Below are 25,174 nucleotides of genomic sequence, written 5' to 3'. Positions count from 1 at the left end.
GAATACAGATTGGAGTTACAGCACGATGCCGATTAGAGAAATCGAGCCCCAGGATATCCCTGTTATTACAATATTCGAGACAGAAATCTCCATGATTTCATTCGGAGAAGATGCGATTACCGATCCTCTATTTCATACGAAAAAGCTAGAAAAGGCTCTTCGATATGAAAGGGAAGGAATGCTTGTTCTCGATGTAGATGGGGAAATCTCAGGCTGGATGTGGATAACCCCGCGTAAAAACTCGGTTACCAAAGAGATGTATGCGAATTTCAAAAGTTTCTATATTGCTGAATCCTGCCGGGGAACCGCCTATGTCGATGAGCTCTTCGAGGCGGGAATGAACTACTGCAGAAGCGAGGAAGTTACGCAGATCGTAGGTAAGGTGCATGTGAGCAACTTGCCGATGCGGCTTCTCTATAAGAAATACGGCTTCAAGCCGACACATTTGACGATGGAGCTATTTCCTAATGGACCCCAAGATTAAATGTCTAGTATGGGACTTAGACGATACGTTGTGGCAGGGAACGCTTAAAGAAGACAAAGCAGGCATTAAACTGCTGCCGGGGATAATAAACATCCTCGATACGTTGGACCGACGCGGAATTGTTCAGAGCATAGCCAGCCGCAACAACTGGGACCAGGTGAAAAGCAAGCTGGAGGAGCTGGACGTCGGTCAATATTTTCTGTATCCACAGTGTCATTTTGACTCAAAAGCGCTCAGTATGGAACGGATAGCGAAGGAACTGAACATCGGGTTGGATACGCTGGCTTTGATCGATAATGATCCGTTCGAACGCTTTGAAATAAACTATTATGCTCCTCAGATACGTACATATGACGCCCGTCAATATCGGGATTTGCCTGAGTACCCCGAATTTCAGATCGGTCATGCGACCGAGGAATCGGAGAACCGGCGTCAATATATGCAGGCGCGATCTAGGAGAGAAGAAGCCCAAAAAGAGCACAAGGGAAGCCGTGAGCAATTTTTAAAGGAATGCGGTATGAAGCTGCAGATCCGATTAGCGCAGGAGAGGGATTACCCCCGGGTTGTTGAATTGTCCCATCGTACGAATCAGATGAACAATTTGCTGGAGAGAATTGACATGACGTTCGTCGATTCCTATTGCAAGCAGGACGGCCGCTATTTGTATGTGGCCAAGCTTGAGGATCGGTTCGGCGCGCACGGGCTTATCGGGACCTGTTTTGTGAATATAGTCGACGCAGAAATCAATCTGGATCTCTTTTGCATCTCCTGTCGGATCGAAGGCCGTGGCATCGCTTCGGCATTTTTGTATACGGTTCTTGAACGGCTGGGACAACAGGTGCCGATGGCGAAAGCTGTACGGTGCCGATTGGTGCGCAAACAACGAAATTTACCGGCCAGACTGTTATTGGAAATGCTGGGCTTCAAGAAATCCGCTGCGGATGACTTGGCATCCACTTACATACTGCAACTGCCGCTTCCGCACAAAGTATTTAATTGGCTCGAGATTGGAGAATGAACGATGAACCGCGATGCGATCGAACAAGAGATTACGGACATAATTAAGAAAATGCTTCAGTTGTCATTTGTTGATAATGATACCGTCTTAATCGGCACGGCCGGAGTATTGGATTCTATGACATTTATTAGACTGCTTGCGGAGTTAGAGAAGCGGTTTGACTTTACGGTGGACGAGGATGATTTGACTCTGGATTCCATCAGCAGTGTTAAGAACCTGACGGAATGGGTGATTAAAAGCAAACGGGAGAACTCCTGAATTACAGCAGGCATCAGAAGATAGGATCCTCACAATACCATGACGAAGCGGGAATTATTCCTGCTTCGTCATGGTGTTTTTCATTTTATTGAATAAACAGGTGGATAATCATGCAAGGATCAATTGATATCACTTCCAATATTCAGTAGATTTTATTTATTATAACAAGTTTTGCCTTCTTACCATAATATTTACATGCTATAATTCTATTATATCTCATACAACTTATGGAAGAATTTCGAAAACTTGTATGTGGTATAAGAGGAAGGAACCCAGGTGTTTGTTCTCATCTTATTCATGGCAGGCATAACAGAACCGATTCACGTTGTACAAAGAAAAACTTTGAACTACGGGAGGAATGTAAGAATGTCCAAAGAAGATGTGAAGGCGAATGTGACCGATCCGCAGGCGCCAAATCCTGTAACTATTATCGGGTATACGAATGAATTCAGCGTCCAACCCGGTCAAGATCTGCACTTTATGATTGATACCGGAAGCTCGGTATATACGGCTGATATTGTGCGTTTAATCGGAGGAATGCCTGATCCGGACAACTCGACTTTTTTTCCGACAGAACCGGTGTCGGCAGATTGTGCAGGTGAATATCCTGGGCGGCGGCAGATAACGGCTCCAGGTTCCTATGCCGAGCTGCCCCTGCCGGGAAATTGGATGCAGAGCGGCGAATTCTCGGCACAGCTGTGGATTTTCCCGACGGTTCCCGTATATGACTATATTCAGACCGTCTGGTCCGCACGCTCTGCAGATGGCACATCCGGCGCTGCCCTGGCATTGGAAACTGACGGACGTCTGGCGTTATCCCTAACCGGGGGCTGCGGGCAATCCGTTACAGTCCGCACCGATATCCCGCTTAAGGAGAATATATGGTATTCCGTAGTCCTTCAGTATGCGGCAAGCACACAGGCAGTCAAGCTTTTTGTCAACAGCCGGGACGGGTGGAAGGCGGATGACGGCCTACAAGTTCATACCGCTGCTGCAAATCTGGATTACAGCAATGTCGCCTTAGCGCGCGTCCTGATCGCTGCGGATTCCGACCCTGCCGCTCCGGGACGCACCATTCATCATTACAATGGTAAAATCGGCAATCCCCGGTTCTGGGGAGAGCTTCTACCCGAGGAGTTGTTACCGGACGTACTGCTAGGCACAGACGGAATTGGCGTTGTTCCCCTTGCGGATTACGATTTCAGCGTCGATATTGCTTCAACACGCCTTGAGGACCTGTCGGCAGGCGGCTATCACGGCACCCTGCATCAGGGGGGCACAAGAGCGGTAACCAGTCACAACTGGACTGGGGAACACCTGGACTACCGGCACGCACCTAAACAATATGCGGCTGTTCACTTTCATGATAATGATCTTGTCGATGCCGAGTGGGAGATTGATATTTCCTGGAAGATCCCGGGTGATCTGCCGAGCGGAATATATGCGCTCAAACTTGAAGCTGAAGGCAGCGTAGACTTTATTCCTTTCTTTGTTCGCCCTCTTCAAGGAACCGCAAGCGCACCCGTTCTGTTTCTTGCGCCGACTAATACTTATTTGGCTTACGGGAACGAACGGCTGTTTAAATTTGCCAAAGACTATCTGGGTGAGGACTACGTTCTTCCTTCCCAGGACGTTTATTTGGATGAACATCCCGAGGTGGGCAGCTCCATCTACGACCTGCATAACGATGGCAGCGGCGTGCAATTCTCATCCCGTCTGCGACCGCTTCTGAATATCCGGCCTCACTACCGTAACTGGCGGGCTGTGCGCCACTTTTCCGCCGATCTGTACATTACAGGGTGGCTGGAAAAACGGGGTCAGAGCTATGACGTTGCTACGGACGAGGATTTGCATCATGAGGGAGTTCATCTATTGAGCCCTTACAAGGTGCTGATCACCGGGAGCCATCCCGAATACTGGACGAGACCGATGATGAAGGCGCTGGAGCAATATTTAGCGAATGGCGGGCGGGTCATGTATTTAGGCGGGAACGGGTTTTATTGGGTAACGAGTCTTGATCCGGACCGGCCGTCACTATTGGAAGTAAGGCGCGGTAACGCCGGTTCACGTGCTTCGGATTCTCCTCCTGGTGAACTGTTCCACAGCACGACGGGGGAGTCCGGCGGTCTATGGCGTCACCATGGTTATATGCCCCAGCGTCTAGTCGGTGTAGGAACTTGCGCTTTGGGTGGCGGGTCTGCTACCGGCTACCGGCGGTTAGACGACAGCTTCAAACCGGAAGCCGGGTTTATTTTTGAGGGTATCGACGAGAACGAGATCATTGGTGATTTCGGACATGCTGCCGGAGGAGCCGCTGGCGATGAGATCGACCGTTACGATCTGAGTTTCGGAACACCTCCGCACACGCTGCGTCTGGCGACGTCGACCGGTCATGACGATAACTACCAATTCGTGCATGAAGATCAACTTCATACTGCACCAGGTCAGGGGGGCACCGAAAATCCGCTCGTGCGGGCGGACATGACTTATTTTGATATTCATGGCGGCGGCGCTGTGTTCTCTGTCGGTTCGGTTAACTGGGCCGGCAGCCTAGGTTGGAACGATTATAACAACAATGTAGTCCGTATCAGCGACAACGTGCTGAGCAAGCTGCTGCTGTAGCAAACAGGACATGCATCAATTCATCTGAGACAACAGTGGGCGAATCGGGGCACGCATGTGCCCCGTTCATATTTGGTTCCAGCTTCAGAATACCCATTAAGGAAGGTGAGGAACTGTGAAAATTAAGTTTTCAGCTGCTGCCATATTGACTCTTATGCTGGTATGCTGCATGTTGGGTTTGCAGGCTGACCAATCGGCGGAGGCAGCCGCCTCCAATTCTCGTACGAAGGCCAAAAACGTAATCTTTATGATTCCGGATGGATTTTCACCTGCCTATGCAGCCAACTACCGTTTGTACAAGGGTGAGCCCTCTGTGATGGATTCCATGATTGTAGGCATGGTAAGGACATATTCGGCTGATTCCGCGCTCACCGATTCAGCCGCAGCGGCGACTGCAATGGCCACGGGATACAAGACGAATAACGGAATGATCGGGAGAACTCCCGATGGGATTGAGCGCAAGACGATTCTTGAGGCGGCCCGCGAACAGGGTAAGGCAACCGGTCTCGTAGCTACTTCGAGCATTACCGATGCGACCCCAGCTGCGTTCTCATCGCATGTTTTCTCAAGGAAAGATGAAAGCCTTATTGCGCAGCAGCAACTGCAAATTGCGGATGTTTTGCTAGGGGGAGGTAAGGCCTTCTTTCTTCCTGAGACTATGGGAGGGAAGCAAAGCAGCCGCAATCTGTTGGAAGAAGCGAAACAGAGAGGTTATCGTGTAGTTGAGAACCGGACTCAACTGGAATTAGCAAGTGGAAACCGAATTCTCGGTTTGTTCGCGGACGGAGATATGGCGCCTGAGCTGGACCGGGAGCATACGAACGAACCAAGCCTGAAAGAAATGACGGGAAAAGCGATCGATATTCTCCGTAGAGACAAGGACGGTTTTTTCCTGCTGGTGGAAGGAAGCCAGATTGATTCGGCCGGTCACTACAATGATGCCGCATGGGCCATGAAAGACACGGAATCGTTCGAAGAAGCAGTGGAGCTGGCAAGAAAGTTTGCAGAAGAGGACGGGAACACGCTAGTCGTTATAGCCGGTGATCACGACACCGGAGGAATGGCGGTCGGAGGATATGATCAAACGGACGCCAAACTGGAGGTGCTGCGGCAGGTACAAGCATCCGGACTCTATATGACTAAAGAGCTGAAGACGGATAGAAGCAATGTCAAAGAGGTGCTCAAAGCTTATGCCGGCATTGATGTGACGCCTGAGGAAGAAATCGCAATTATCAATGCTGCTGACGCTATGCAAGCTATAAATCATGTCATCAGCAAACGTTCCATCGTGGGATGGAATACCTATCTGCATACGGGTGTGGATGTTCCGCTGTATGCTTTTGGACCGGGATCTGAGTTATTTCGCGGACTACACAATAATACGGACTTACCGCATTTGGTCGCTCGGATAATGAACATCGATTTCGGTGAGGACAAGTATAAAAAGTGAAACGAGCTGAATGGGAATTCCATATTCTGATAAGGTAATGATATGACAGCGGCTGCTCTCCGGTTATTTTGGCTAAACCATGGAGCAGTCTTTTTTATGGAGATGTGTGTCCGCTCGGCGGCTATAACGAGGATGCGATGTAATCGATCCAGGGGTGACCCGATGGAAACTGCGTACGGAGCGCATGGGTAAGCCATGTTTTAGCTTGCGGGTGAAGGAAGGGGAGCACCTTGATTAAATCCTGCTCGTCTTTTTCCCGAATGTTCTTACTGCCACCCTTATATAGAAGCTGTATCTCCGGTTTCAGATAGGGAATTCCTTGGTCTGTTTTTAAGGATATATCTTGGAGAGGTCTTCGGATCGACGGTTCTCTTCGATAAACCCAGCGGTCCTGTTCGGTTTCTACCAACATGATCTGGAATGAAAATGGGGTTTCATCATTTCGGCTTACTCATACATCGCCAACCGAATGCAAATATTCGCCTTCCTCCCAGATTGATAAGGTTCCTTGATCCGCTTTGTACAGCGTCCATTCTTTGGCTAATGCAGCGTAAATGGCGGCCTGCTCTTCGCGAAGGATCAGGATATCGATATCGCCGTGTTCCCGGGTCTGCTCTCCCAAATATAAATCCAAAGCCCAGCCTCCGGCGATATACCAACGAGCAGGGATATCAGCAAAAATTCTGACGGTATCCGATACGCTGATCGGTTCCCAATGATCATAATCAGTTCTCATGTTCGACTCTCCCTTACGTTTTCTTGCGTCTTCGATTCATTCCTCCATTGTATAGGTTTTATCCTGTCCGTGAAATGAAGGATAAATAGATAGGGTCAAGCTTTCCCGCCTTTGCGCAGGCATCCTGCATAAAGAGAGTAGGGGCATGGCTCGTTCCCTCCCGATATTTTTCAGCCGGTGTTTATCCCATGCGCTGTATATTTCCAATTGTTTCATAATAATCTGTAAGGAGGCGTTTATCCAATTCAAGGTGAAAGGGAGTAGAAGGATAACCATGACGGAAAGGCAATGGGGAGCTGGCAGTGAATTGGGAGAGCGTCGATTTGAAGATGAAGAGTTCATCAGAACAGAGGAGATTATGGCAAACGAGATTTCTCCCGAGACGGATCTGCTGAAGCATTTTGCAATGGCAGGAGGAGTCACCCATGAGGAGGTATTGCTGTTACTGGCATCGCCTGACGATATTGAAGAAGCCCTCAGGGTTTCCGGGATCCGGCATAACGGCACGGACAGACCTTCCTTGACCCGACTGCTGGGGTGGAGTGACAAGAACCGAAGACTGAAAGTCATGAGCCGATCCGCAGACCCTGAATCCATTGCACGAGATATCAGGCAAGGTGCTCAGGGAATTGGGCTGATACGTGGGGAGGATGCTCTGCAGCATGGCCTGCTGCAGGAAGTCTACACGGCGTGGTTGAATTCGCGGAGCGCAGAGAAGAGCGCCCTGTTAAGGCGGAGACTCATTATGCTATGGAAGACCTATTGGGTGTCGGTGTTTCAGGCGGCGGGTGGAGCCCGATGTGCGGTCAGCTTGCTGCATGATGCCCGGCTTTCCAACACGATGGAGTTACGTGAAGCGCAGGATGCTCAGCTGGAGTCCCTGTTCCGAGCTGTCGAGCAGTGCAGCGAGGAAGGCGTAGACTGCCAATTAGAGCTCCTGGCTGTACGTCCGGCGCACGCGGATGACTTTATATCGATTCATAATTTTATCGAAGAAGTGGCAGAGCAGACCCTTATGGATCAAAGGCGTTTTGTGCGTATTCGCTATGGGGCGCTGTTCGGAGAAGGGATGAAACCAGCAGCGGCAGCGGAGATTGCCCGTTTGGCCGATGTGATTGTATTCGATTCGGAGGGTACGGAGAATTCCGAATCCCCGGATGAGGCAGGACACAGGGTTGCGGCTTTCTCAGAGATGATCCATCGAATTAGGCGAACGAAGCCGCAATTAAGGCTCCGGATCAATGGGGTGGCTGCCACGGATTTACGGATGGTTTACCGGCAGGGTATACACGAAGTGTGCTGTCAGCCCTCAGAGATTGCAGCCATTCGAATAACCGGCGCGAGGCTGGAGATGCGCCGCAGATGTTCGACGATTGTCGATTGATGGAATGTGAGCGCTTTACGAAATAAGTGATTGTATAGAGAGAAGTCCTTGCGAGAGATCGCAAGGGCTTTTTTACGTGTTGAAGGTTCATCTTCATCATCAGGGAACACCAATAGGCACTCTTCAGCATTTAAAAAATGTGAAAAATATGGTTTACAAATGAGGATGAAGTGAGTATGATACATATAAAGTTGTACGAAGGAAAATAAATTGTATAAGTTCAAAAATGATTCTCATTCTCATTTAGCATGCTGCTCCGGCCAAGCCGGGGCAGCATGTGTCATTTTAAGGGTAGTAATAATGGATCTCATTCTCAACTAGGAAGGTGATTGGTTATGCAATGGATACAAAGTCAAACGACGACTGGACGCATATCGACAAGAGAAAATGGAGCGGATCCACGTGAGCCGCGGCAGCCTGGGAAGTGGGATATACGCAGCCTGCTGAGCAACGCGGAGGTCGTGGCTGCACTGGGCAGCGGCCTGCTGATGCTGGTGGCTTGGCTGACCAGCCAATGGTCTGAGCCGCTCTCTGTTGTGTTGTATGTGATATCCTACGCCGTCGGCGGATGGGTAAAAGCCAAAGAAGGTGTGGAGACCCTTCTGAAGGAGCGCGATCTGGATGTGAATCTGCTAATGATTGCTGCTGCTATGGGAGCTGCAGCGATCGGGTACTGGAATGAAGGCGCAATGCTGATCTTCATCTTTGCCCTCAGCGGGGCGCTTGAGAGTTATACCATGGAAAGAAGCCGCAAGGATATCTCGTCCTTGATGGAGCTGCAGCCGGAGACGGCTCTGCGCATCGAGAAGGGGGAGATGGTATCAATATCCATCAGCAAGCTGGAGATAGGTGACCTGATTCTGGTAAAGCCGGGCGAGCTTATTCCTGCAGACGGCAAAATTTATCGCGGCAGCTCCTCGGTCAACCAGGCTTCGATTACCGGCGAATCCGTACCGGTCGACAAGTCCGTAGGCGATGAAGTATTTACCGGAACCTTGAACGGGGAAGGCGTATTGTACATTGAGGTTACCCAGTCGGCGGAATCCACGTTGTTCGCCAAGATTATCAAATTGGTGGAAGAAGCGGAGAACGAAGTACCGGAATCGCAGCGGTTCATCAAGCGGTTCGAATCGATTTATGCCCGTGTCGTTGTCATTGCGACCGTGGCCCTGATTGTTCTGGCTACTCCTGTCCTGGGATGGGATTGGGATACCACTTTCTATAAAGCGATGGTGTTTCTCGTCGTAGCATCCCCTTGCGCGCTGGTATCTTCGATCATGCCCGCGATGCTGTCGGCGATTTCCAATCGCGCCAGAAAAGGCGTACTGTTCAAAGGCGGCGCCCATATCGAGAATATGGCACGTACGGCGGTTGTTGCTTTTGATAAGACCGGTACCTTGACGCTTGGTACGCCAGTGGTTACGGATTTTATCGCAGGCGAGGGCTGGGATCGGCATGAATTGCTTGGTATCAGTGCTTCTATCGAAAGAATGTCGAAGCATCCTCTGGCCTTGGCGATTGTCCAATCGGCTCAGAAAGAGGGGGCCGAGCTGCAGCAGGTGGAGAACGGCCAGTCCATAACAGGCTGGGGTATGCAGGCGGATGTAGAAGGCATTACCTGGAAAATAGGAAAAAGTGATATTTTGGATCAACCGACTGTAGATCAGTATTCGGGTGAAGCTTCCGCGCAAAAGGAAATGAGCGCGCTTGAAGAGAATCGCCAGCACTGGCTGTCCCTCCGGAACACGCTGGAATCCGAAGGCAAGACGGTATCCGTTATTCTGAAGGGAGACCGTATCGCGGGTATGATCGCTTTGCAGGATGCAGTCCGGCCTCAAGCGGCGATGGCTGTTAAGCGGCTTCAGCAGCTGGGCATCAAGGTAGCGATGCTGACGGGGGACCGCAAGGCGACGGCGGACGTGATTGCGAAGCAAAGCGGCGTAGACATGGTGTTCTCCGATTTGCTGCCGGAAGATAAAGTTACACATATTAAGGAGCTTCGGTCCCGTTACGGCCATGTGGTTATGGTTGGAGATGGTGTGAACGATGCGCCGGCACTGGCTACCGCGACCGTCGGTATCGGCATGGGCGTTTCGGGAAGCGGAACGGCGCTGGAGGTAGCGGATGCGGTGCTTATGAATGATAACATCGATGAAATTGCCGGCACCGTCAAGGTGGCACGCCGGGTTCAGCGCATCGTGAAGCAAAATATGATATTTGCCATCACCGTGATTTTGACGCTGATTGCAGCCAATTTCATTCAAGGCGTTGCGCTGCCACTGGGCGTCATCGGTCACGAGGGGAGCACCATTCTGGTTATACTGAACGGGCTTCGTCTGCTGCGTTCCAACCATTAATCGATCGGTCATCGCTAATCTGTGCTTGTGTTAATGATAAAGTCCCCTTCTTTTCCTCTTCGGGAAGAAGGGGACTTTTTGGTTGGCTCTCAATGGCCGTGGACGATCTCGATTTCTCCCAAGCTTCTACGCTGCTAGGTTCGGCATTAGGGCTCGTGCCTACGTTGTCCTTTTTTCATCAAACATTCATCTTCCTTTCGTTGAAAGAGTGGGGGAGGCACTTGGTAGCCTTATATTCATCTAACTCCCTCAATGCGTACGATTATTTTCGAAGTAAACGTTTCCAGAACATCAAGACCGTCTTCTTCATTGCAGAAAGGGGTCCAATTCCCAAAAATATTGGATTTCAGTGCGATTTATGAAGAATGGATTAACAATATTTTCAGATGGGGTGTGATGTGACATATTGACAGACGGCTCTGATATAACCATAATTAATATTAATTTATAATGATTATAATTAAGCGTTCCATATATAGGAGGGAAACGATATGTACAAATCCGTTATTATAGGCACAGGCCCTGCCGGCCTTACGGCTGCAATCTACCTGGCTCGTGCGAACCTGAGCCCACTCGTCATTGAAGGTCCGCAACCTGGCGGGCAGCTGACAACCACAACCGAAGTTGAGAATTTCCCGGGTTTTCCCGAAGGTATCATGGGTCCTGAACTGATGGACAATATGCGTCAGCAGGCTGAACGTTTTGGCGCGGAATTTCGTACAGGCTGGGTGAACAGCGTGGAATTCGGAGAGCGTCCGTTTAAGCTGGACGTAGACGGTATCGGCGAGGTAGTTGCTGAAACGTTGATCATCTCTACAGGCGCAACGGCCAAATACCTTGGCATTCCGGGAGAACAGGATAATGTAGGACGCGGTGTAAGTACCTGCGCAACATGTGACGGATTCTTCTTCCGCGGCAAAGAGATCGTTGTTGTCGGCGGCGGCGATTCCGCGCTGGAGGAAGCGAACTTCCTGACCCGCTTTGCATCCAAAGTAACGCTGGTTCACCGTCGGGAGGAGCTTCGTGCCTCGAAAATTATGCAGGATCGCGCCCGCGCTAACGAAAAAATCGAATGGGCATTGAACCGCACACCGCAGGAAGTCATTGCGGACGAGACAGGCGTCAAAGGTATCAAAGTGCTTAACAATGAGACTGGGGAAGAAGAGACGATCACGGTCAGCGGCGTATTCGTGGCGATCGGTCATCATCCGAACACCGGTTTCCTCGGCGCAAACATTACGACGGATCCGAACGGTTATATCGTAACGACCCCGGGAACATCGGCGACGAATATCCAAGGCGTATTTGCTTGCGGCGACGTGCAGGATACTCGTTACAGACAAGCGATCACTGCGGCGGGAAGCGGCTGTATGGCAGCTATGGATGCGGAGAAATATATCGAGAGTTTGGAACACAACGCTGTCGTGTTGTAAACTGATAGATAGAGATCGAACGGGCTTTTAGCAGAGCCAAATCATAAGTAGAGGAGACTGACCAACCATGGAAAATGTGATTGTATACACTTCGAACAACTGCCCGCACTGCAAACAAGTAAAAGGCTTCTTGTCCGATCAAGGCATCGAATTTGAAGAGCGCAACATCGAGCAAAACGACGAATTCGCGCAGCAAGTATGGGATATGGGCGTTCGCGCAGTACCGCTCACGATCATCGGCGAGCACCGCATACTTGGCATGAACAAGCTCCAGTTCAACAAAGCGTTGAACCCGGAGGGTTAATCTAAGCAGGCGTCATGGCAAGCCGATCGCTTGCTTCATGATATGAATAAAAAGCTCCTTCCCTGAATCAGGGAAGGAGCTTTTTTAGCTTCCGAGCCTATACTGCCAACGTTCGCTCAGATCATGTTCACTTGCTAAAAAACAGACTCATGATGATCTGGAATACGACGTATGCAGCCACGCCGGAGCCGAGGAGAATGAAACCGACTTTTTTCTTGCCTTGAAAAAAACGCATGATGGCGAGACTGAACAAAGGTGCGATAACTAGGAGAAACAGCAATATGGTCACAAACATTTGTGCCGATATTTCCGCAGTGCTTACATAGGTCATTTGAGCGTTTCCTCTCCCTTTTGTATAACGATCACACGATTCTCCACGAGGAGAATCGTGATTTAAATTACAGGACGAGATTAATTATAGCGGAAAATCGCGGGAATTTCCTTAATATGCAGGGTGTTAATTACGACAAAATATCGTCAATTTTAATGAATCGGCATGGAGACCCGTATCGGCCCCAGAAATTGCGAGATGGCGGAGTAAGCCGCACCGATCATGGTCGAGCGGCTGCCCAGCTCGGCGAACCGGATCTCCATTAGCTCACGGTGGTAGGGAAGCGTACGCTGGGCAACGACCTGTCGCAGCGTATCCTCAATCCAAGCCCGCGCGTCGGACAGCGGACCGCCAATAATGACCGATTGCGGATTGAATCCGTTGACAAGATTGGTAATGCCAACGCCGAGATAACGTCCGAGCTCTTCAAAATGCCGGATGGTCTCCTCATGGCCTTGCTCTGCATGGTGAATCAGCTCGGATGTCCGCCTGGACGGGAGAGCGGCGCCTTGGCTGTCGTAGGATTTCTCCGAGGCATACAGCTCCCAGCAGCCGCGGTTGCCGCAGGTGCATTCCAGTCCATCGGCTTCGATGGACATATGGCCGCTTTCGCCGGCATATCCGCGGGCGCCCTTATAAAGCTCGCCATTGATGATAATGCCAGAGCCGATACCGCTGCCAGCACTGATATAGAGGAGATGGCGAGCGTCCCGGCCAGCTCCGAAGCGCAGCTCGCCTTGGGCGCCCGCGTTCGCTTCATTGTCGATGGTAACGGGAAGTCCCAGCTCCTGCTCGAGCTGCTTCTGCAGCGGCACCATGTCCCATCCCAAGTTGGGAGCGAAGAGGACGGTGCCGTCACCGTCAACCATCCCAGGGACGCCTACGCCGATCCCGATGATGCCGTATGGGGAGGGAGGAGCCTGCCGCATCAGGCCATGAATCAGGCTAACCATCAGCCGCGTCACCGATTCCACGTCATGTCCTTCAAGGGCGGTATCCTCTTCGGAAAGAATCCGGCCTTCCAGATCTGTAAGCACGGCGGTCATTTGCTTGACGCGCAGCTCGACGCCGACGGCATAACCAGCTTGTCCGTTAAACAGCAGCAGCTGCGGCTTCCTGCCGCCGCTGGATTCGCCGGGTCCGATCTCCTGGACCAGGTGGTTGCTGCACAGCTCCTGTACGAGATTGGAGACGGTAGCCTTGTTCAGTCCGGTCAGCGTGGATACTTTTGCTCGGGAAACAGGGGCGTGCTGCCGTATCGTATCGAGAATAATTGAGGTATTTATTTTTTTGACCAGAGCCTGGTCACCAGTAATATTCGCCATGTGTATTCATCCTTTTAGTCTTGCTTTCTAATCATTATAAGTTTTGGAGACTTGATATGCTCATAGTCTAGGGGCTAAGCCCCGAAATTGCAACAGCCCGTAACGCTGCCCGGGCACTCACAATCCTTAGTCCGGTGGTTTCCATCGTCGTAACATTTGAATATGGATTTAGAAGAATCATCAGTAAGCCAAACGGAGATATGTTGAACTTTAGTAGAAAATAATCCTAATAGGAGGGGGCATCGGTTTTGAAAAAGTTGTAAAGCAATAACTTTGTTTAACCAATAGACAAAGTGGAAATCCTGTGATAGGATAACCTTGTAAGCGTTAACCACACCTTAACAAGGTATAGGAGGATTTATTCATGGCCTATTTTAACAACATTAGCAAAGTCGAGTACGAAGGCAGCCAATCAACCAACCCTTATGCTTTTAAATTTTATAATCCAACAGAAGTTGTAGCCGGCAAAACGATGGAAGAGCATCTCCGTTTCGCCATGGCTTACTGGCATACATTGACTGCAGGGGGTTCGGATCCGTTCGGCGCCGACACTGCGGTTCGCCCTTGGGGCAATTACTCCGGCATGGACCTCGCCAAAGCACGTGTTGAGGCAGGTTTCGAGTTCATGGAGAAAATGAACCTTCCGTATTTTTGCTTCCACGATGTGGACATTGCACCGGAAGGCAGCAGCCTGCGTGAGTTCTACAGCAATATTGATACAATCGTGGATTCGATTGAAGACCACATGAAGTCCACCGGCAAAAAATTGCTCTGGAACACGGCGAACATGTTCACGAATCCTCGTTTCATGCATGGTGCGGGCACTACGTGCAATGCGGATGTATACGCTCATGCGGCTGCGCAAGTGAAGAAGGGCCTTGAAGTCGGCAAACGCCTCGGCGCCGAGAACTATGTGTTCTGGGGAGGCCGCGAAGGTTATGAGACCCTGCTCAACACAGATATGGGCCTTGAACTGGATAATCTGGCGCGCCTGTTCCATATGGCGGTTGATTATGCGAAGGAAATCGGCTTTGACGCCCAATTCCTGATCGAGCCTAAACCGAAGGAGCCAACGAAGCACCAATATGACTTTGATGCGGCCACAACGATTGCATTCCTGCAAAAATACGGTCTCGACAAGCACTTTAAACTAAATCTCGAAGCCAACCACGCCACGCTCGCTGGTCATACCTTCGAACATGAGCTTCGCGTAGCACGCATCAACGGCATGCTCGGTTCCCTCGATGCGAACCAAGGCGATATGCTGATCGGATGGGATACGGACGAATTCCCGGTTAACATCTACGACGCGACATTGACGCTGTACGAAGTGCTGATGAACGGCGGTCTCGGCCGCGGCGGCGTCAACTTCGATGCGAAGGTTCGCCGTCCGTCCTTCGAGCCGGAAGATTTGTTCCATGCGCACATCGCCGGTATGGATACTTACGCAAAAGGCTTGAAGGTGGCAGCGAAGCTGATCGAAGACCGCGTATTCGAGGACTTCATTGCGAAGCGCTACAGCAGCTTTAGTGAAGGCATCGGCGCAGACGTCGTATCCGGCAAGGCTACACTGGCTTCTCTTGCAGAATACGCGCTGAACAACGAGTCTCCGCGCAAGAACGAATCCGGACGTCAAGAAATGCTGAAAGCGATTCTGAACCAGTACATTCTTGCCAATTAATCGATACACGTTTTAGTGCTTGTATCATGAAATCCAAACCTTCACCGGCTCCCTTCAGGGAAGCCGGTGTACTTATTTCAAACAGCAAACTATAGCGAGCTAGGGTCGACAGCCATCCAAGCATGCTCCGGATCACCCATCGTGAGCCCGGGGGGGAAATGCCAACGATGTTTTCATGTTCGGTTCATGAGGAGACGAAGGAGGATTTAGATGAGTTACGTTATCGGAGTTGATTTGGGGACCAGTGCTGTGAAGACCGTGCTGGTGGATCGCAGCGGCAAGGTTGTCGCCGAGCATTCAGAGTCGTATCCGCTGAGCCAGCCGAAGCCGGGATACAGCGAGCAGCGACCGGAGGATTGGGTGGACAAAACGGTATTGTCGTTACGGCAATTAATGAACGGAAACAACATTGACCCATCCGAGGTTGAGGGGTTAAGCTTTTCCGGCCAGATGCACGGTCTGGTCTTGGTAGACGGTGAGGGTGCAGTGCTGCGACCGGCCATTCTGTGGAATGACACGCGCACAACGGCGCAATGCCGTCGCATCGAGGAGACCCTGCAGGAGAAGCTACTCGGGATTGCACGCAATCGCGCGCTGGAAGGTTTCACCCTGCCCAAGATTCTATGGGTGCAGGAGTTTGAACCGGAGCTGCTCGAACAGGCTGCCCTGTTCCTGCTGCCTAAAGATTATGTGCGTTTCCGCCTGACTGGGCAATACGCGATGGACTATTCCGATGCAGCCGGAACGCTGCTGCTGGATGTGGCGGGCAAGTCTTGGAGCAGCGATATTCTGGATGCCTTCCAGCTGCCGCACACCTTATGCCCGCCGCTGGTCGAATCCTTCGACGAGTGCGGCACTCTGCTTCCTGAGATCGCTAAGCAATCGGCTCTATTGCCAGAGACGAAGGTATTTGCCGGCGGGGCGGACAATGCCTGCGGCGCCATCGGCGCCGGCATTCTCGAAGAAGGGCAGACGATGTGCAGTATTGGTACATCAGGCGTGGTCTTGTCCTATGAGGAGCGTCGCGAGGTGGATTTTGCAGGGAAGGTACATTTCTTTAATCATAGCGAGAAAGACGCTTACTATATCATGGGCGTGACTCTGGCAGCGGGATACAGCCTGACCTGGTTCAAGGATACCTTTGCGCCGGATATCTCCTTTGACGCGCTGTTGAGCGATATCGGAAGCATCCCGACTGGCAGCGGAGGGCTGCTGTTTACGCCGTATATCGTCGGTGAACGCACGCCGCATCCGGATGCCACCATCCGCGGCAGCTTCATTGGCATGGACGCCGGACATAAGCTGCCTCACTTTGCACGTTCGGTACTCGAGGGGATTACGTTCTCTCTCCGCGAATCCATCGATATCCTCCGCGCATCCGGCAAGCGGATCGACCGCGTTATTTCCATCGGGGGCGGCGCCAAGAACGAAACTTGGCTGCAAATGCAGGCGGACGTGTTTAATGCTGAAATCGTGAAGCTGGAAAGCGAACAGGGCCCGGCTATGGGTGCGGCGATGCTGGCAGCTTACGGTTGCCGCTGGTTCCCGAACCTTCAGGACTGCGCAAAGGCGTTTTTGCGGCCGGCACGCTCGTATTCTCCGAATCCGCAGGCGGTTCAGGCCTATGATAAATTGTTTGGACTCTATCAAAGCGTATACGGAGCAACGCGTGAACTCGGCGCAGAGCTGTCTGAATTCCGTGGATAACCTTATAGATGTTAAAGAGCAGGTCGGGAAGACAGTTTTCCGGGCCTGCTCTTTTTGCGTGAACGCTTCGAACCGCATATACTTGAAGCAGGCTGAAGTTACGGCCCTTGCGATTTAGGAACGTGCCGGAAGTGTAAATAGAAATGGGGGAACACATTGAAACTGACAGCTGAACTCAAACGCGAGAAAATCGTTGCCATCGTGCGGGGCATTACGAGAGAACAGGCGAACTTCGTAGGAGAAGGATTGACCCAAGGCGGAATCCGGTTCATGGAAGTGACCATGAATACGGAAGGTGCTTTACATATGATCCAGGATTGGCGTACTCGCTATGATGGCGCTGTATATATAGGTGCGGGAACCGTGCTTGATGTGGAGATGGCGAAGGAAGCGGTCTCAGCCGGAGCTCAATTTCTGATTTCCCCGAACACGGATCTTTCCGTCATCGAATTTGCTTTGGAGCAGGGAATTGATGTATGGCCAGGGGCAATGACGCCAACGGAGATCGTCGCGGCGTACGCAGCCGGGGCCGAGATCGTGAAGTTGTTTCCTATGGCCAGTCTGGGCTTGTCATTTATCCGGGAGCTTCAGGGTCCGCTGAATCACATTCCGCTGCTTGCAACGGGTGGAGTTACGTTGGATAATCTTACGGATTATTTTCATGCAGGCGCGGCAGCGGTTGGTTTAGGCAGCGCGCTGCTTCCGCAGGATGCCCTCGTGTCCGGCAATATGGAGGAGATCAAGCGTCGCACTGCGGCTTTTGTTGAAGCGGCGCGGCTTGGTTAAGATGTGTTCGAAAGGGAATTCCCCATTCGCAAGAAGCGGGATCGAAATAGTTACACTTTGTTCATCCTTAACGATGCAGGTTATGTTTCGGAAGCTTACTACATAAGGAATATATAGACAAGTTATGGTATTATTTAGGTAGCTTGGTTATGTCATTGCTGCCGTGTACAGGCACTTGTTAAGGATATCATCATGTGTAAGTAAGGCATGGTTAGGTTCAAGTAATGGAAGGGAGCGAATCAAGTGAATCCATCGGGTAAGAAGAAGGTAAGGGTAAAAAAGACCGTGTGCGCGGTTACGGCTACAGCCATGCTATGTTTGGCGCAGCCGGTATGGGGAGACAATTCCGTTCCGGGCAGCGGAATCATTGTATCCGATACGGTAACTACCGTGACTAGCAGCGACAACACCGGTTTGGAAAGCGTAACGGATAACGAAATACCGAAGGGCGCAAAAATTTCATCCAAGCAGGCGGAAGACATCATTAAGAAGGCTTTCCCGGAGCTCAAGAACGTGAAAGTGTCGAACGTGCAGTTCCTGGAGAATGATGGCATGAGATCGAGCGCGCTTGCTTGGGATCTGCAAATGGTACTGACCAAAGGGAACTCAAGCTCCGGCTTCAATGCCCAGGTCAATGCGGTCACAGGGGAACTTCTTAACATTTATATCCCTCATTCTTTGATGAACCCTGGTAGCGACAAACCGGTATTAACCCGGGATGCAGCCAAGGAGAAGGCGCTGAAATGGATCGGCAGCCATGTATCGGATGTGAAGACGAGTGAGCTTAAGGAGAATGAGGCTTATCTCGGGATGCAGACGGCATTGTTCAGCCCGCCGCGGTTTGAGTTTTATTTCCAGACCTCGGTGAACGGAATTGAATCGGATGTGAACAGCATCTCGATCACGCTTGACGGACAGGGCGATACCATTAACTATTCCCGCAATCAAATCAATGAGGAGTTTCCTTCATCCACACCGAAATGGAATGAGGCCTCCATCCGTAAAGTGTTTGAAGATCAGTTCCAGGTATCCTTGGCCTATGTACCTGATAATTTATATAACAACGCCAAAGGCAATTATTTCTTAGGTTACATACCTAATGATCAATCAGGCAATTCACTGGATGCCAATACAGGCAAGTTCATTAGTTTCTCAGGGGAAGAGAGCGGGTTTACCTCGGTTGAGAATGGCGCGATTCCGGCATCCAAAGAAACCTTTAAGCCAATCACCGCTCCATTCGCTGGCGGAGAGGCAGCAGCCATATGGGTGGAATCGCAGATCAAGCTCCCGTCTGGTTTAAAGACCGAATCCAAGAGACTGGGTACAAGATGGAACAACAGCGAGGTTAAGACGTGGAACATAAGTTGGGGCGAAAACAAGCTTTCCGCCATGGGCGGAGGGGAGACGGTATCCGCAGAGGTGGACGCCAGGACCGGGCAGATTTACTCGTACAATCGATATCGTTTTGACCGGGCCGAGGCTGCGGAAGTGAAGAACCCGATTTCGCAGCAGGCTGCGCAGGATCTCGCATTCGAGACGGTAAGCAAGCTGGTGCCGCATGCCGCAGAGGAATGGAAGCTGACATCGGTTGAAAAAATGGGCAAAGACACTAAAACCCTCAGCTACCAATTTTCATTCCAACGCTATGTCGGTGACATTCGCGTCATGGGCGATTCCCTGAGCCTCACGATGGAGGCCAACGGGCAGATCCAGGGCTTTAGCGTGAATTCGGACGCCGTTCTGTCCAAACTGCCAACGGATGCAAAACCGGCCATCAGTGCGGAGCAGGCAAGAGCTAAATATCTGGAAGAAATTGATCTGAAGTTGAAATACGGTTACTATGGTGGCTACTCAATGGCCGGTAATGAGGTTATGAAGCCTTTCATCAAGCTGATTTATTATCCGACACACAAAAATGCGGCCTTCGGCGGCATAACGGTGCCGCTTGATGCCAAGAGCGGGGAATGGCGCGATATCATGCCCGAAATGAGCCGCAAGGATATTCCGGCGGTTACCGATACGGCGGGGCATTATGCGGAAGCGGCTCTTAAGGAGCTGGTGAAATATCGGGTGCTGGTTCCGGACAAGGACGGAAAGGTATATCCGGATCGCCAGATTTCCCTTGGCGAATGGTATCAGCTGGTGGCGGCTTCGGTAAGCCCGTCCTATGAGCAGCTGTATGGAAGACCTACAATGGATCCATACGCAGGCTTACAGCCGGACCATCCGTATTACCAGGCCATTCAGGTGCTAATCGGGCAGAACTGGATCCCTTATGATCCGGACAGCCCGCTGCAGCTGGACCACAAGCTGACAAGGGATGAACTGGCAAGCTCGCTGACCCGCATCCTGAATTATGAGAAGCTGTCCAAAGCCTTTATCCTTCCAACTGACGTCCAAGGGATATCGGATGCCGACGCCATCACTAACAAAGGAGCAGCCCTGATTGCTCTCAAGCTGGGTCTTCTGCCTGCAGTTGATGGCAAGTTCTTGCCGGAGCGTGAGGTGACGCGTGCAGAGGCTGCAGAGGTTCTGGTTCGCATGTCGAAGCTCGCGGGACGTAGCGATTCCTTCCTGTCCTCATTTTATTGGTAGTATTTGATATTCGTGCCCGGTCGACAAAACTAGAACCCTTAAGCCCTGATGTTATGTGTTACAATAATGGTGCATACGGACGAGGAAGATGAAGGGCGGGTGTACCGATGAAACGAAGCCGAGGAACAATCGTTAAATTACTGTTCATAGGGTCTTTGGCGGTAACCGTTGCAGCAGTACCTGAACCAGCTAATCTCAGTGATGTCTATGCCACCTCCAACAAAGCGGTCGTGAAGTCGGTCAATGGGATTCAGCAGAAACTGCTGACAGCGATGAGCGACAGGCAATCGACGGTGCGATTTGTTTACCAGGGGGAGACCCAATCGCTGAAATCGCAGCTTAAAGATGCACTTGATCAGGCAATGGCCAGTGATCCCTATATTCATTACACTATTGCTAGTTATAGCTACGACTATCGTGGGACATCCAGTTCCGCCAATGTCACGGTTCGGTTGAGTTATCGCGAGACTGCGGAGCAGACGAACTATGTGGACCAGAATGCCGACAGCATTTTGAAGCAGATCATCAAGCCGGGCATGAATGATCATGAGAAGGTGAAAGCCATCCACGATTGGGTTGTCCGGAACTTGAAATACGATACCACGCTTACGAAATATACGGCCTATGACGGGCTCTACACCGGAAGCACAGTATGCCAGGGCTATTCCCTGTTAACGCATAAACTGCTCAAGGAAGCCGGAATCCAGAACAAAATTGTGGAGGGCACGGCTTATGCCTCCGATAATCCGAAGGGCCAGCTCCATGCCTGGAATCTGGTCCTTCTGGACGGCAAATGGTACCATCTGGACACGACGTGGAACGATCCCGTGCCGGATCGCGACAACGAGGTATCCTATACGTACTACCTCCGGACGGATGAACAGATGGGCCGTGACCATACCTGGGTCAAATCCTATCCGAAGGCGAGCACCCTTTACCGCAACACGCTGTCAGGGCTTGCCGTAAAGGATCGTTCGAGAGCCGGAGTATACGAACAATTGAAACGGGATCTGGAATATCAGCTCTATGATGCCCGTTCCATCGTCAGCTCCTATACACAGCTCCAACCATTGGTTAAAGCTGCAAAGGCTGAAGGCAGCCAGAAGCTGGTGTTCCGGTTTGACGGCAGCGAGCGAGAGCTTGTGAATGTGCTCCAGCAAGTGCAGATGAAGAGCAATCTCGGCTCCATCAAATACTATCACCATGCGTTTGAGAACACCGATGATCTGAGAGTGCAGATTATTTGGTAATATGTCCGCATCAAAAAAAGCAGCTTCCGTTCCCAAGTATGGGAGGGAAGCTGCTTTGGTATGTCTGGTCTATATTATTTGACGTTCGTGCTTAAATCGCACTCGTCCAATGGCACGACGCGGCTCTTCTTAATCAAGCGGTAGCCGAACCAGATGGAGAGGAACAACGGAATGCTGACATAAGTGGCAATGATCGTTAACCAATCGATCTCCCCGCTGAAATTGCCTTGACCGATAATGGCTACAAGACAGAGCAGGAAGGCGAAGATGGGACCGAAGGGGAACCAGCGTGCACGGAACGGCAGCTCCTTCAGGTCTTTACCTTGGGCGACATAGGCTTTGCGGAAGCGGTAATGACTCACGGCGATGGCCAGCCAGTTAATGAATCCGCACATCCCGGAGGCATTCAGGAGCCACACGTATACCACACCATCGCCGAAGAAGGAGGCCAGGAAGGCCAGCATACCTACGGCAGAGGTTACGATTAGAGCCGCAACCGGTACGCCGCGGCTGTTCAGGCGGCTCAGCCATCTTGGAGCCATTCCTTGTTTCGCCATGGCATACAGGACACGGGTTGAAGCATACATTCCCGAGTTGCCTGCCGACAGCACGGAACTTAGAATAACGGCATTCATGACGGATGCGGCAAAGGCAAGCCCGGCCTTCTCAAACACCAGCGTGAAAGGGCTGACTCCGATATTATCGACCCCGGATTGAAGCAAGCTCGGGTGGGTGTAAGGGATCAGCATGCCGATGACAAAAATAGCGAAAATATAGAAAATCAGGATGCGCCAGAACACCTGACGGATGGCTTTAGGGACATGTTTTCTCGGATTTTCGCTCTCGCCGGCTGCGACCCCGATCAGCTCGGTTCCCTGGAAGGAGAAGCCGGCAGCCATGAACACGCCGACCAGCGCGAAGAACCCGCCGTGTACCGGCCCATCGCCTAGGTTAAAGGTGCTGAATCCAACGGCTTCACCGCCAAGAATACCGAATATCATCATGACACCGATGATGAGGAAGATAATGACGGTTGCCACCTTAATGATAGCAAACCAATATTCCGATTCGCCGTATCCTTTGGCGGATAGAACGTTTAAGCCGAACATAATCGCCAGGAATAGAAGACTCCACAGAAATGACGGGCTGTCCGGGAACCAAAATTTAATAATAACCGTGGCCGCCGCGAGCTCGGCCGCGATGGTAACAGCCCAGTTGTACCAGAAGTTCCAGCCGACTGCAAATCCGAAGGCAGGGCTGACAAACCGGGAGGCGTAGGTGCTGAACGAGCCGGAATCCGGAAGATACGTAGCGAGCTCGCCCAGGCTGGTCATCAGAAAGTAAACCATGAGGCCAACCGCGGCGTAGGCGATAAGCGCTCCGCCTGGGCCGGCAGAGGCGATGGCCGTTCCGCTCGCTAGAAACAGGCCGGTACCGATCGATCCGCCAAGGGCGATCATTGTCATATGACGGGCTTTAAAGCTCTGCTTCAGCGAAGCAACTGGTGCTTTTTTGCGATTCAAGATCGAACACTCCTTCTATACATTAGGAAATGATATTAAAAATATACCCTGTTGAAACAAAAAGACCGCAGGTATTATACCTGCGGTCTTTATCGTATCCGCATCATACCCTCCATGAAGATAGCTCAACACGGGGAAATCCCCGTGACAGTTCCGTCTCTTTCGACAACGGCCCCAGCACAGAATACAAGAGTATACCCTGCACTTCGGCATTCATGCCTTTCACTATGCTTCACCGGCTTCTCTTCGCCTCGGCACAACTACTGATCATGTCTGCAACCTCTACCTCATCTTGGAATGATGAGGCTATCTATATATTCAATTCTAACAAGAGAGTCCTAGTATAAATCACATTCCATGTTAGAGGCAATGGTTAAATTTTACGGTATGAAGGTGGTCCTGTTGATACGATTACGATTGATTCCGTTTGGCCATTTGCTGCCAGACGGTTCCGGCAGCTTCTTCGCCGGATTCGATGCGTTCCAGTGCCATTCGTGCCTGCAGACTAACCTCGAATTCCGGATCGTTGGCGGCTTCCTCCAGGGCGGAGCGGGCTTCCTCGGTACCCACTTCATACAGGAAACGGGCCGCACGCCAGCGTACGATTTTGCTGCTGTCTTTGAGCGATTCGATCATGACCGGGGTAGCGGCAGCATCGCCGATATCGGACAGCGTATCGCCTGCGGTACGGCGAACAGCCGGTGTTTCGTCGCGCATGGCTTCATATAGGAGCTCCATCGCTTCAGGGGTGCGAAGATCGCCCAAGTAGACGACGACCAGCCGGCGGATCTGCATCTTTGGATCCCGAAGCGCTTTGCGGAGAAGCGGAATATGCTTCTCGGATGGCTCCAGTGCATCCAGCGCGGCATAACGGACGCGCCAGTCCTCATTCTGCAGCGCGGCTTCGGTTTCCTCGTCAGTCAGCTTCCGGCGCTGCTCGACGAAATCCTCGTCGCTGGCACCGTGGGCAATCGCCTGGGCAACGACCTTATCGAGGCGCTCCTGCGGGAAGGCAGCTTCAAGCTCCTGCTCTACGTCACGTGCGATGCCTTCCAGCTGGCCGTAGCGAACGCCGTACTCCTTGAGCTTGCGTTCTTTGATGAGCGTCGTGGTTCCCACCGCGGCTACCGCTTTGGCGAAGCGCTCCGACAGACCGATGCGTTCTTCCTGATTCCCGCTTTTGACACGAATTTGCATCGGAATATTCCGGAAGTACTGCACGAATACTTGAGCCTCTCCAAAAGCGATATCATCCGCACCTTCTTGGAGTCCGGCCGCAAGGCCCTCCTGACCGAATATTTCCTGAACGGCGCCCAGAATGGAAGGCCAATCGGCATTACCTTTACGGTCGAGCGCGATGAAATCAAGGGTATGAAAGACGCTCTTTACGCCTGGGATGTGGAGCAACTGCCTAATCCAGGGGGGAGCCGACCGTTCGTTGTCCAGTGTATATGTTCTGCGAATCCCGGACTCCAGTGTTTCGTCAAGGTGAAGCATCATGGAGTTCGGGCTCGGGGTTGGTTCAATAAATGTAATTTTCATGGTATGATCTCGCCTCCTTATCCTCTTATTGTACCTCTTTTCCATGCAGGAAAAAACATCATGGCAAGGATTCAAACAAAATAAGCAGAGTTTGGATAAAAAGAGGGAAGGTTTGTAAAACTGATAATGATTGGATATATGCCATTTGTGTGTTTCAAGAGAATGACGCGTGGAAGGGCCGCGCCCTTGCAGAAGGGCTGGAATACTTAAAGTGCGTGTTCAAAAAGGTCGATTTTCAGCACCGAGAAGGTTGGATGAAGCTAGGGACGTCAGGAGCGGAGCGTACGTTTTGGGTACGTGAGCACCGGAAGGCCCGGCTGAATTCAAGATTCGATGCCGAGCTGCTTCCTGATTCGCTTCGTGATCAAAAGCGGACTTTTTGAACAAC

Annotated in this window: 19 protein-coding genes and 1 riboswitch; of the genes, 14 read left to right on the top strand and 5 right to left on the bottom strand. The window is 51.4% G+C overall.

Annotated features, from left to right (window positions below; translation table 11 throughout):
• Positions 1-25 precede the first annotated feature (25 nt).
• From MHH48_RS30680 to MHH48_RS30660, 5 genes are all read left to right on the top strand, one after another.
• Complete coding sequence (locus tag MHH48_RS30680) at positions 26-484, top strand: GNAT family N-acetyltransferase (RefSeq protein ID WP_076325393.1); 459 nt, start codon at positions 26-28, stop codon at positions 482-484.
• Positions 468-1,502 carry an HAD-IIIC family phosphatase gene (locus tag MHH48_RS30675; protein WP_076325394.1) on the top strand — a complete coding sequence of 345 codons (1,035 nt, stop codon included), beginning with the start codon at positions 468-470 and terminating at the stop codon, positions 1,500-1,502. Before MHH48_RS30680 ends, MHH48_RS30675 begins: the two co-directional genes overlap by 17 nt.
• A gap of 3 nt (positions 1,503-1,505) precedes the next feature.
• A complete protein-coding gene (locus MHH48_RS30670; protein ID WP_076325395.1) occupies positions 1,506-1,760 on the top strand; it encodes an acyl carrier protein in 255 nt (84 codons plus the stop codon).
• 366 nt (positions 1,761-2,126) lie between these two features.
• Positions 2,127-4,382 (top strand): N,N-dimethylformamidase beta subunit family domain-containing protein, encoded by a 2,256-nt coding sequence (locus MHH48_RS30665; protein ID WP_076325396.1) that lies wholly within the window; start codon positions 2,127-2,129, stop codon positions 4,380-4,382.
• 115 nt (positions 4,383-4,497) lie between these two features.
• Complete coding sequence (locus tag MHH48_RS30660; RefSeq protein ID WP_256720770.1) at positions 4,498-5,832, top strand: alkaline phosphatase; 1,335 nt, start codon at positions 4,498-4,500, stop codon at positions 5,830-5,832.
• Between the two features lie 451 nt (positions 5,833-6,283).
• Here MHH48_RS30660 and MHH48_RS30655 read toward each other — a convergent pair whose 3' ends face one another.
• The gene (locus MHH48_RS30655) at positions 6,284-6,568 is read right to left on the bottom strand and encodes a hypothetical protein (protein ID WP_306024479.1); all 285 of its coding nucleotides are present in this window, start codon (positions 6,566-6,568) and stop codon (positions 6,284-6,286) included.
• A gap of 274 nt (positions 6,569-6,842) precedes the next feature.
• Between MHH48_RS30655 and MHH48_RS30650 the strand changes: the two genes are divergently transcribed.
• The 4 genes from MHH48_RS30650 (at position 6,843) to MHH48_RS30635 (ending at position 12,046) form a co-directional block, all read left to right on the top strand.
• On the top strand, positions 6,843-7,952 hold the full coding sequence (locus MHH48_RS30650; RefSeq protein ID WP_076325397.1) for a PEP-utilizing enzyme, TIM barrel domain protein: 1,110 nt from the start codon (positions 6,843-6,845) through the stop codon (positions 7,950-7,952).
• A gap of 335 nt (positions 7,953-8,287) precedes the next feature.
• Positions 8,288-10,309, top strand: a complete 2,022-nt coding sequence (locus tag MHH48_RS30645; protein WP_076325398.1) for a heavy metal translocating P-type ATPase — start codon at positions 8,288-8,290, stop codon at positions 10,307-10,309.
• A 491-nt stretch (positions 10,310-10,800) separates the two neighbouring features.
• Positions 10,801-11,742 (top strand): thioredoxin-disulfide reductase, encoded by a 942-nt coding sequence (gene trxB / locus MHH48_RS30640; protein ID WP_076325400.1) that lies wholly within the window; start codon positions 10,801-10,803, stop codon positions 11,740-11,742.
• 67 nt (positions 11,743-11,809) lie between these two features.
• Entirely contained in the window at positions 11,810-12,046 is a 237-nt protein-coding gene (locus MHH48_RS30635; RefSeq protein WP_076325401.1) for a glutaredoxin family protein, read from the top strand.
• A 127-nt stretch (positions 12,047-12,173) separates the two neighbouring features.
• Here MHH48_RS30635 and MHH48_RS30630 read toward each other — a convergent pair whose 3' ends face one another.
• Positions 12,174-12,377, bottom strand: a complete 204-nt coding sequence (locus MHH48_RS30630) for a hypothetical protein (protein ID WP_076325402.1) — start codon at positions 12,375-12,377, stop codon at positions 12,174-12,176.
• Between the two features lie 152 nt (positions 12,378-12,529).
• The gene (locus MHH48_RS30625; RefSeq protein ID WP_076325403.1) at positions 12,530-13,702 is read right to left on the bottom strand and encodes an ROK family protein; all 1,173 of its coding nucleotides are present in this window, start codon (positions 13,700-13,702) and stop codon (positions 12,530-12,532) included.
• 364 nt (positions 13,703-14,066) lie between these two features.
• Here MHH48_RS30625 and xylA point away from each other — a divergent pair, with 364 nt between their 5' ends.
• The 5 genes from xylA (at position 14,067) to MHH48_RS30600 (ending at position 21,721) form a co-directional block, all read left to right on the top strand.
• The gene (gene xylA / locus MHH48_RS30620) at positions 14,067-15,383 is read left to right on the top strand and encodes a xylose isomerase (RefSeq protein ID WP_076325404.1); all 1,317 of its coding nucleotides are present in this window, start codon (positions 14,067-14,069) and stop codon (positions 15,381-15,383) included.
• A 210-nt stretch (positions 15,384-15,593) separates the two neighbouring features.
• On the top strand, positions 15,594-17,090 hold the full coding sequence (gene xylB / locus MHH48_RS30615; protein ID WP_076325405.1) for a xylulokinase: 1,497 nt from the start codon (positions 15,594-15,596) through the stop codon (positions 17,088-17,090).
• 156 nt (positions 17,091-17,246) lie between these two features.
• Positions 17,247-17,876, top strand: a complete 630-nt coding sequence (locus MHH48_RS30610) for a bifunctional 4-hydroxy-2-oxoglutarate aldolase/2-dehydro-3-deoxy-phosphogluconate aldolase (RefSeq protein ID WP_076325406.1) — start codon at positions 17,247-17,249, stop codon at positions 17,874-17,876.
• Positions 17,877-18,119: 243 nt separating this feature from the next.
• Positions 18,120-20,471, top strand: coding sequence for a YcdB/YcdC domain-containing protein (locus tag MHH48_RS30605; RefSeq protein WP_076325407.1), 2,352 nt, complete (start codon positions 18,120-18,122; stop codon positions 20,469-20,471).
• 107 nt (positions 20,472-20,578) lie between these two features.
• Entirely contained in the window at positions 20,579-21,721 is a 1,143-nt protein-coding gene (locus MHH48_RS30600) for a transglutaminase domain-containing protein (protein WP_076325408.1), read from the top strand.
• Positions 21,722-21,795: 74 nt separating this feature from the next.
• Here the strand turns inward: MHH48_RS30600 and MHH48_RS30595 are convergent, their stop codons facing one another.
• Both MHH48_RS30595 and MHH48_RS30590 read right to left on the bottom strand, forming a co-directional pair.
• Complete coding sequence (locus tag MHH48_RS30595) at positions 21,796-23,187, bottom strand: amino acid permease (RefSeq protein WP_256720774.1); 1,392 nt, start codon at positions 23,185-23,187, stop codon at positions 21,796-21,798.
• Positions 23,188-23,357: 170 nt separating this feature from the next.
• A riboswitch (Lysine riboswitch) is annotated at positions 23,358-23,537 on the bottom strand.
• 118 nt (positions 23,538-23,655) lie between these two features.
• Positions 23,656-24,786 carry a virulence factor gene (locus MHH48_RS30590; RefSeq protein WP_076325410.1) on the bottom strand — a complete coding sequence of 377 codons (1,131 nt, stop codon included), beginning with the start codon at positions 24,784-24,786 and terminating at the stop codon, positions 23,656-23,658.
• Positions 24,787-25,174: the final 388 nt, after the last annotated feature.

Source organism: Paenibacillus sp. FSL F4-0100, assembly GCF_037993005.1.
In the GTDB taxonomy this organism is placed as follows: Bacteria; Bacillota; Bacilli; order Paenibacillales; family Paenibacillaceae; genus Paenibacillus_AQ.
Note: the sequence above shows the minus strand (reverse complement) of the source record. Positions and strands in the feature narration are given on the sequence as shown.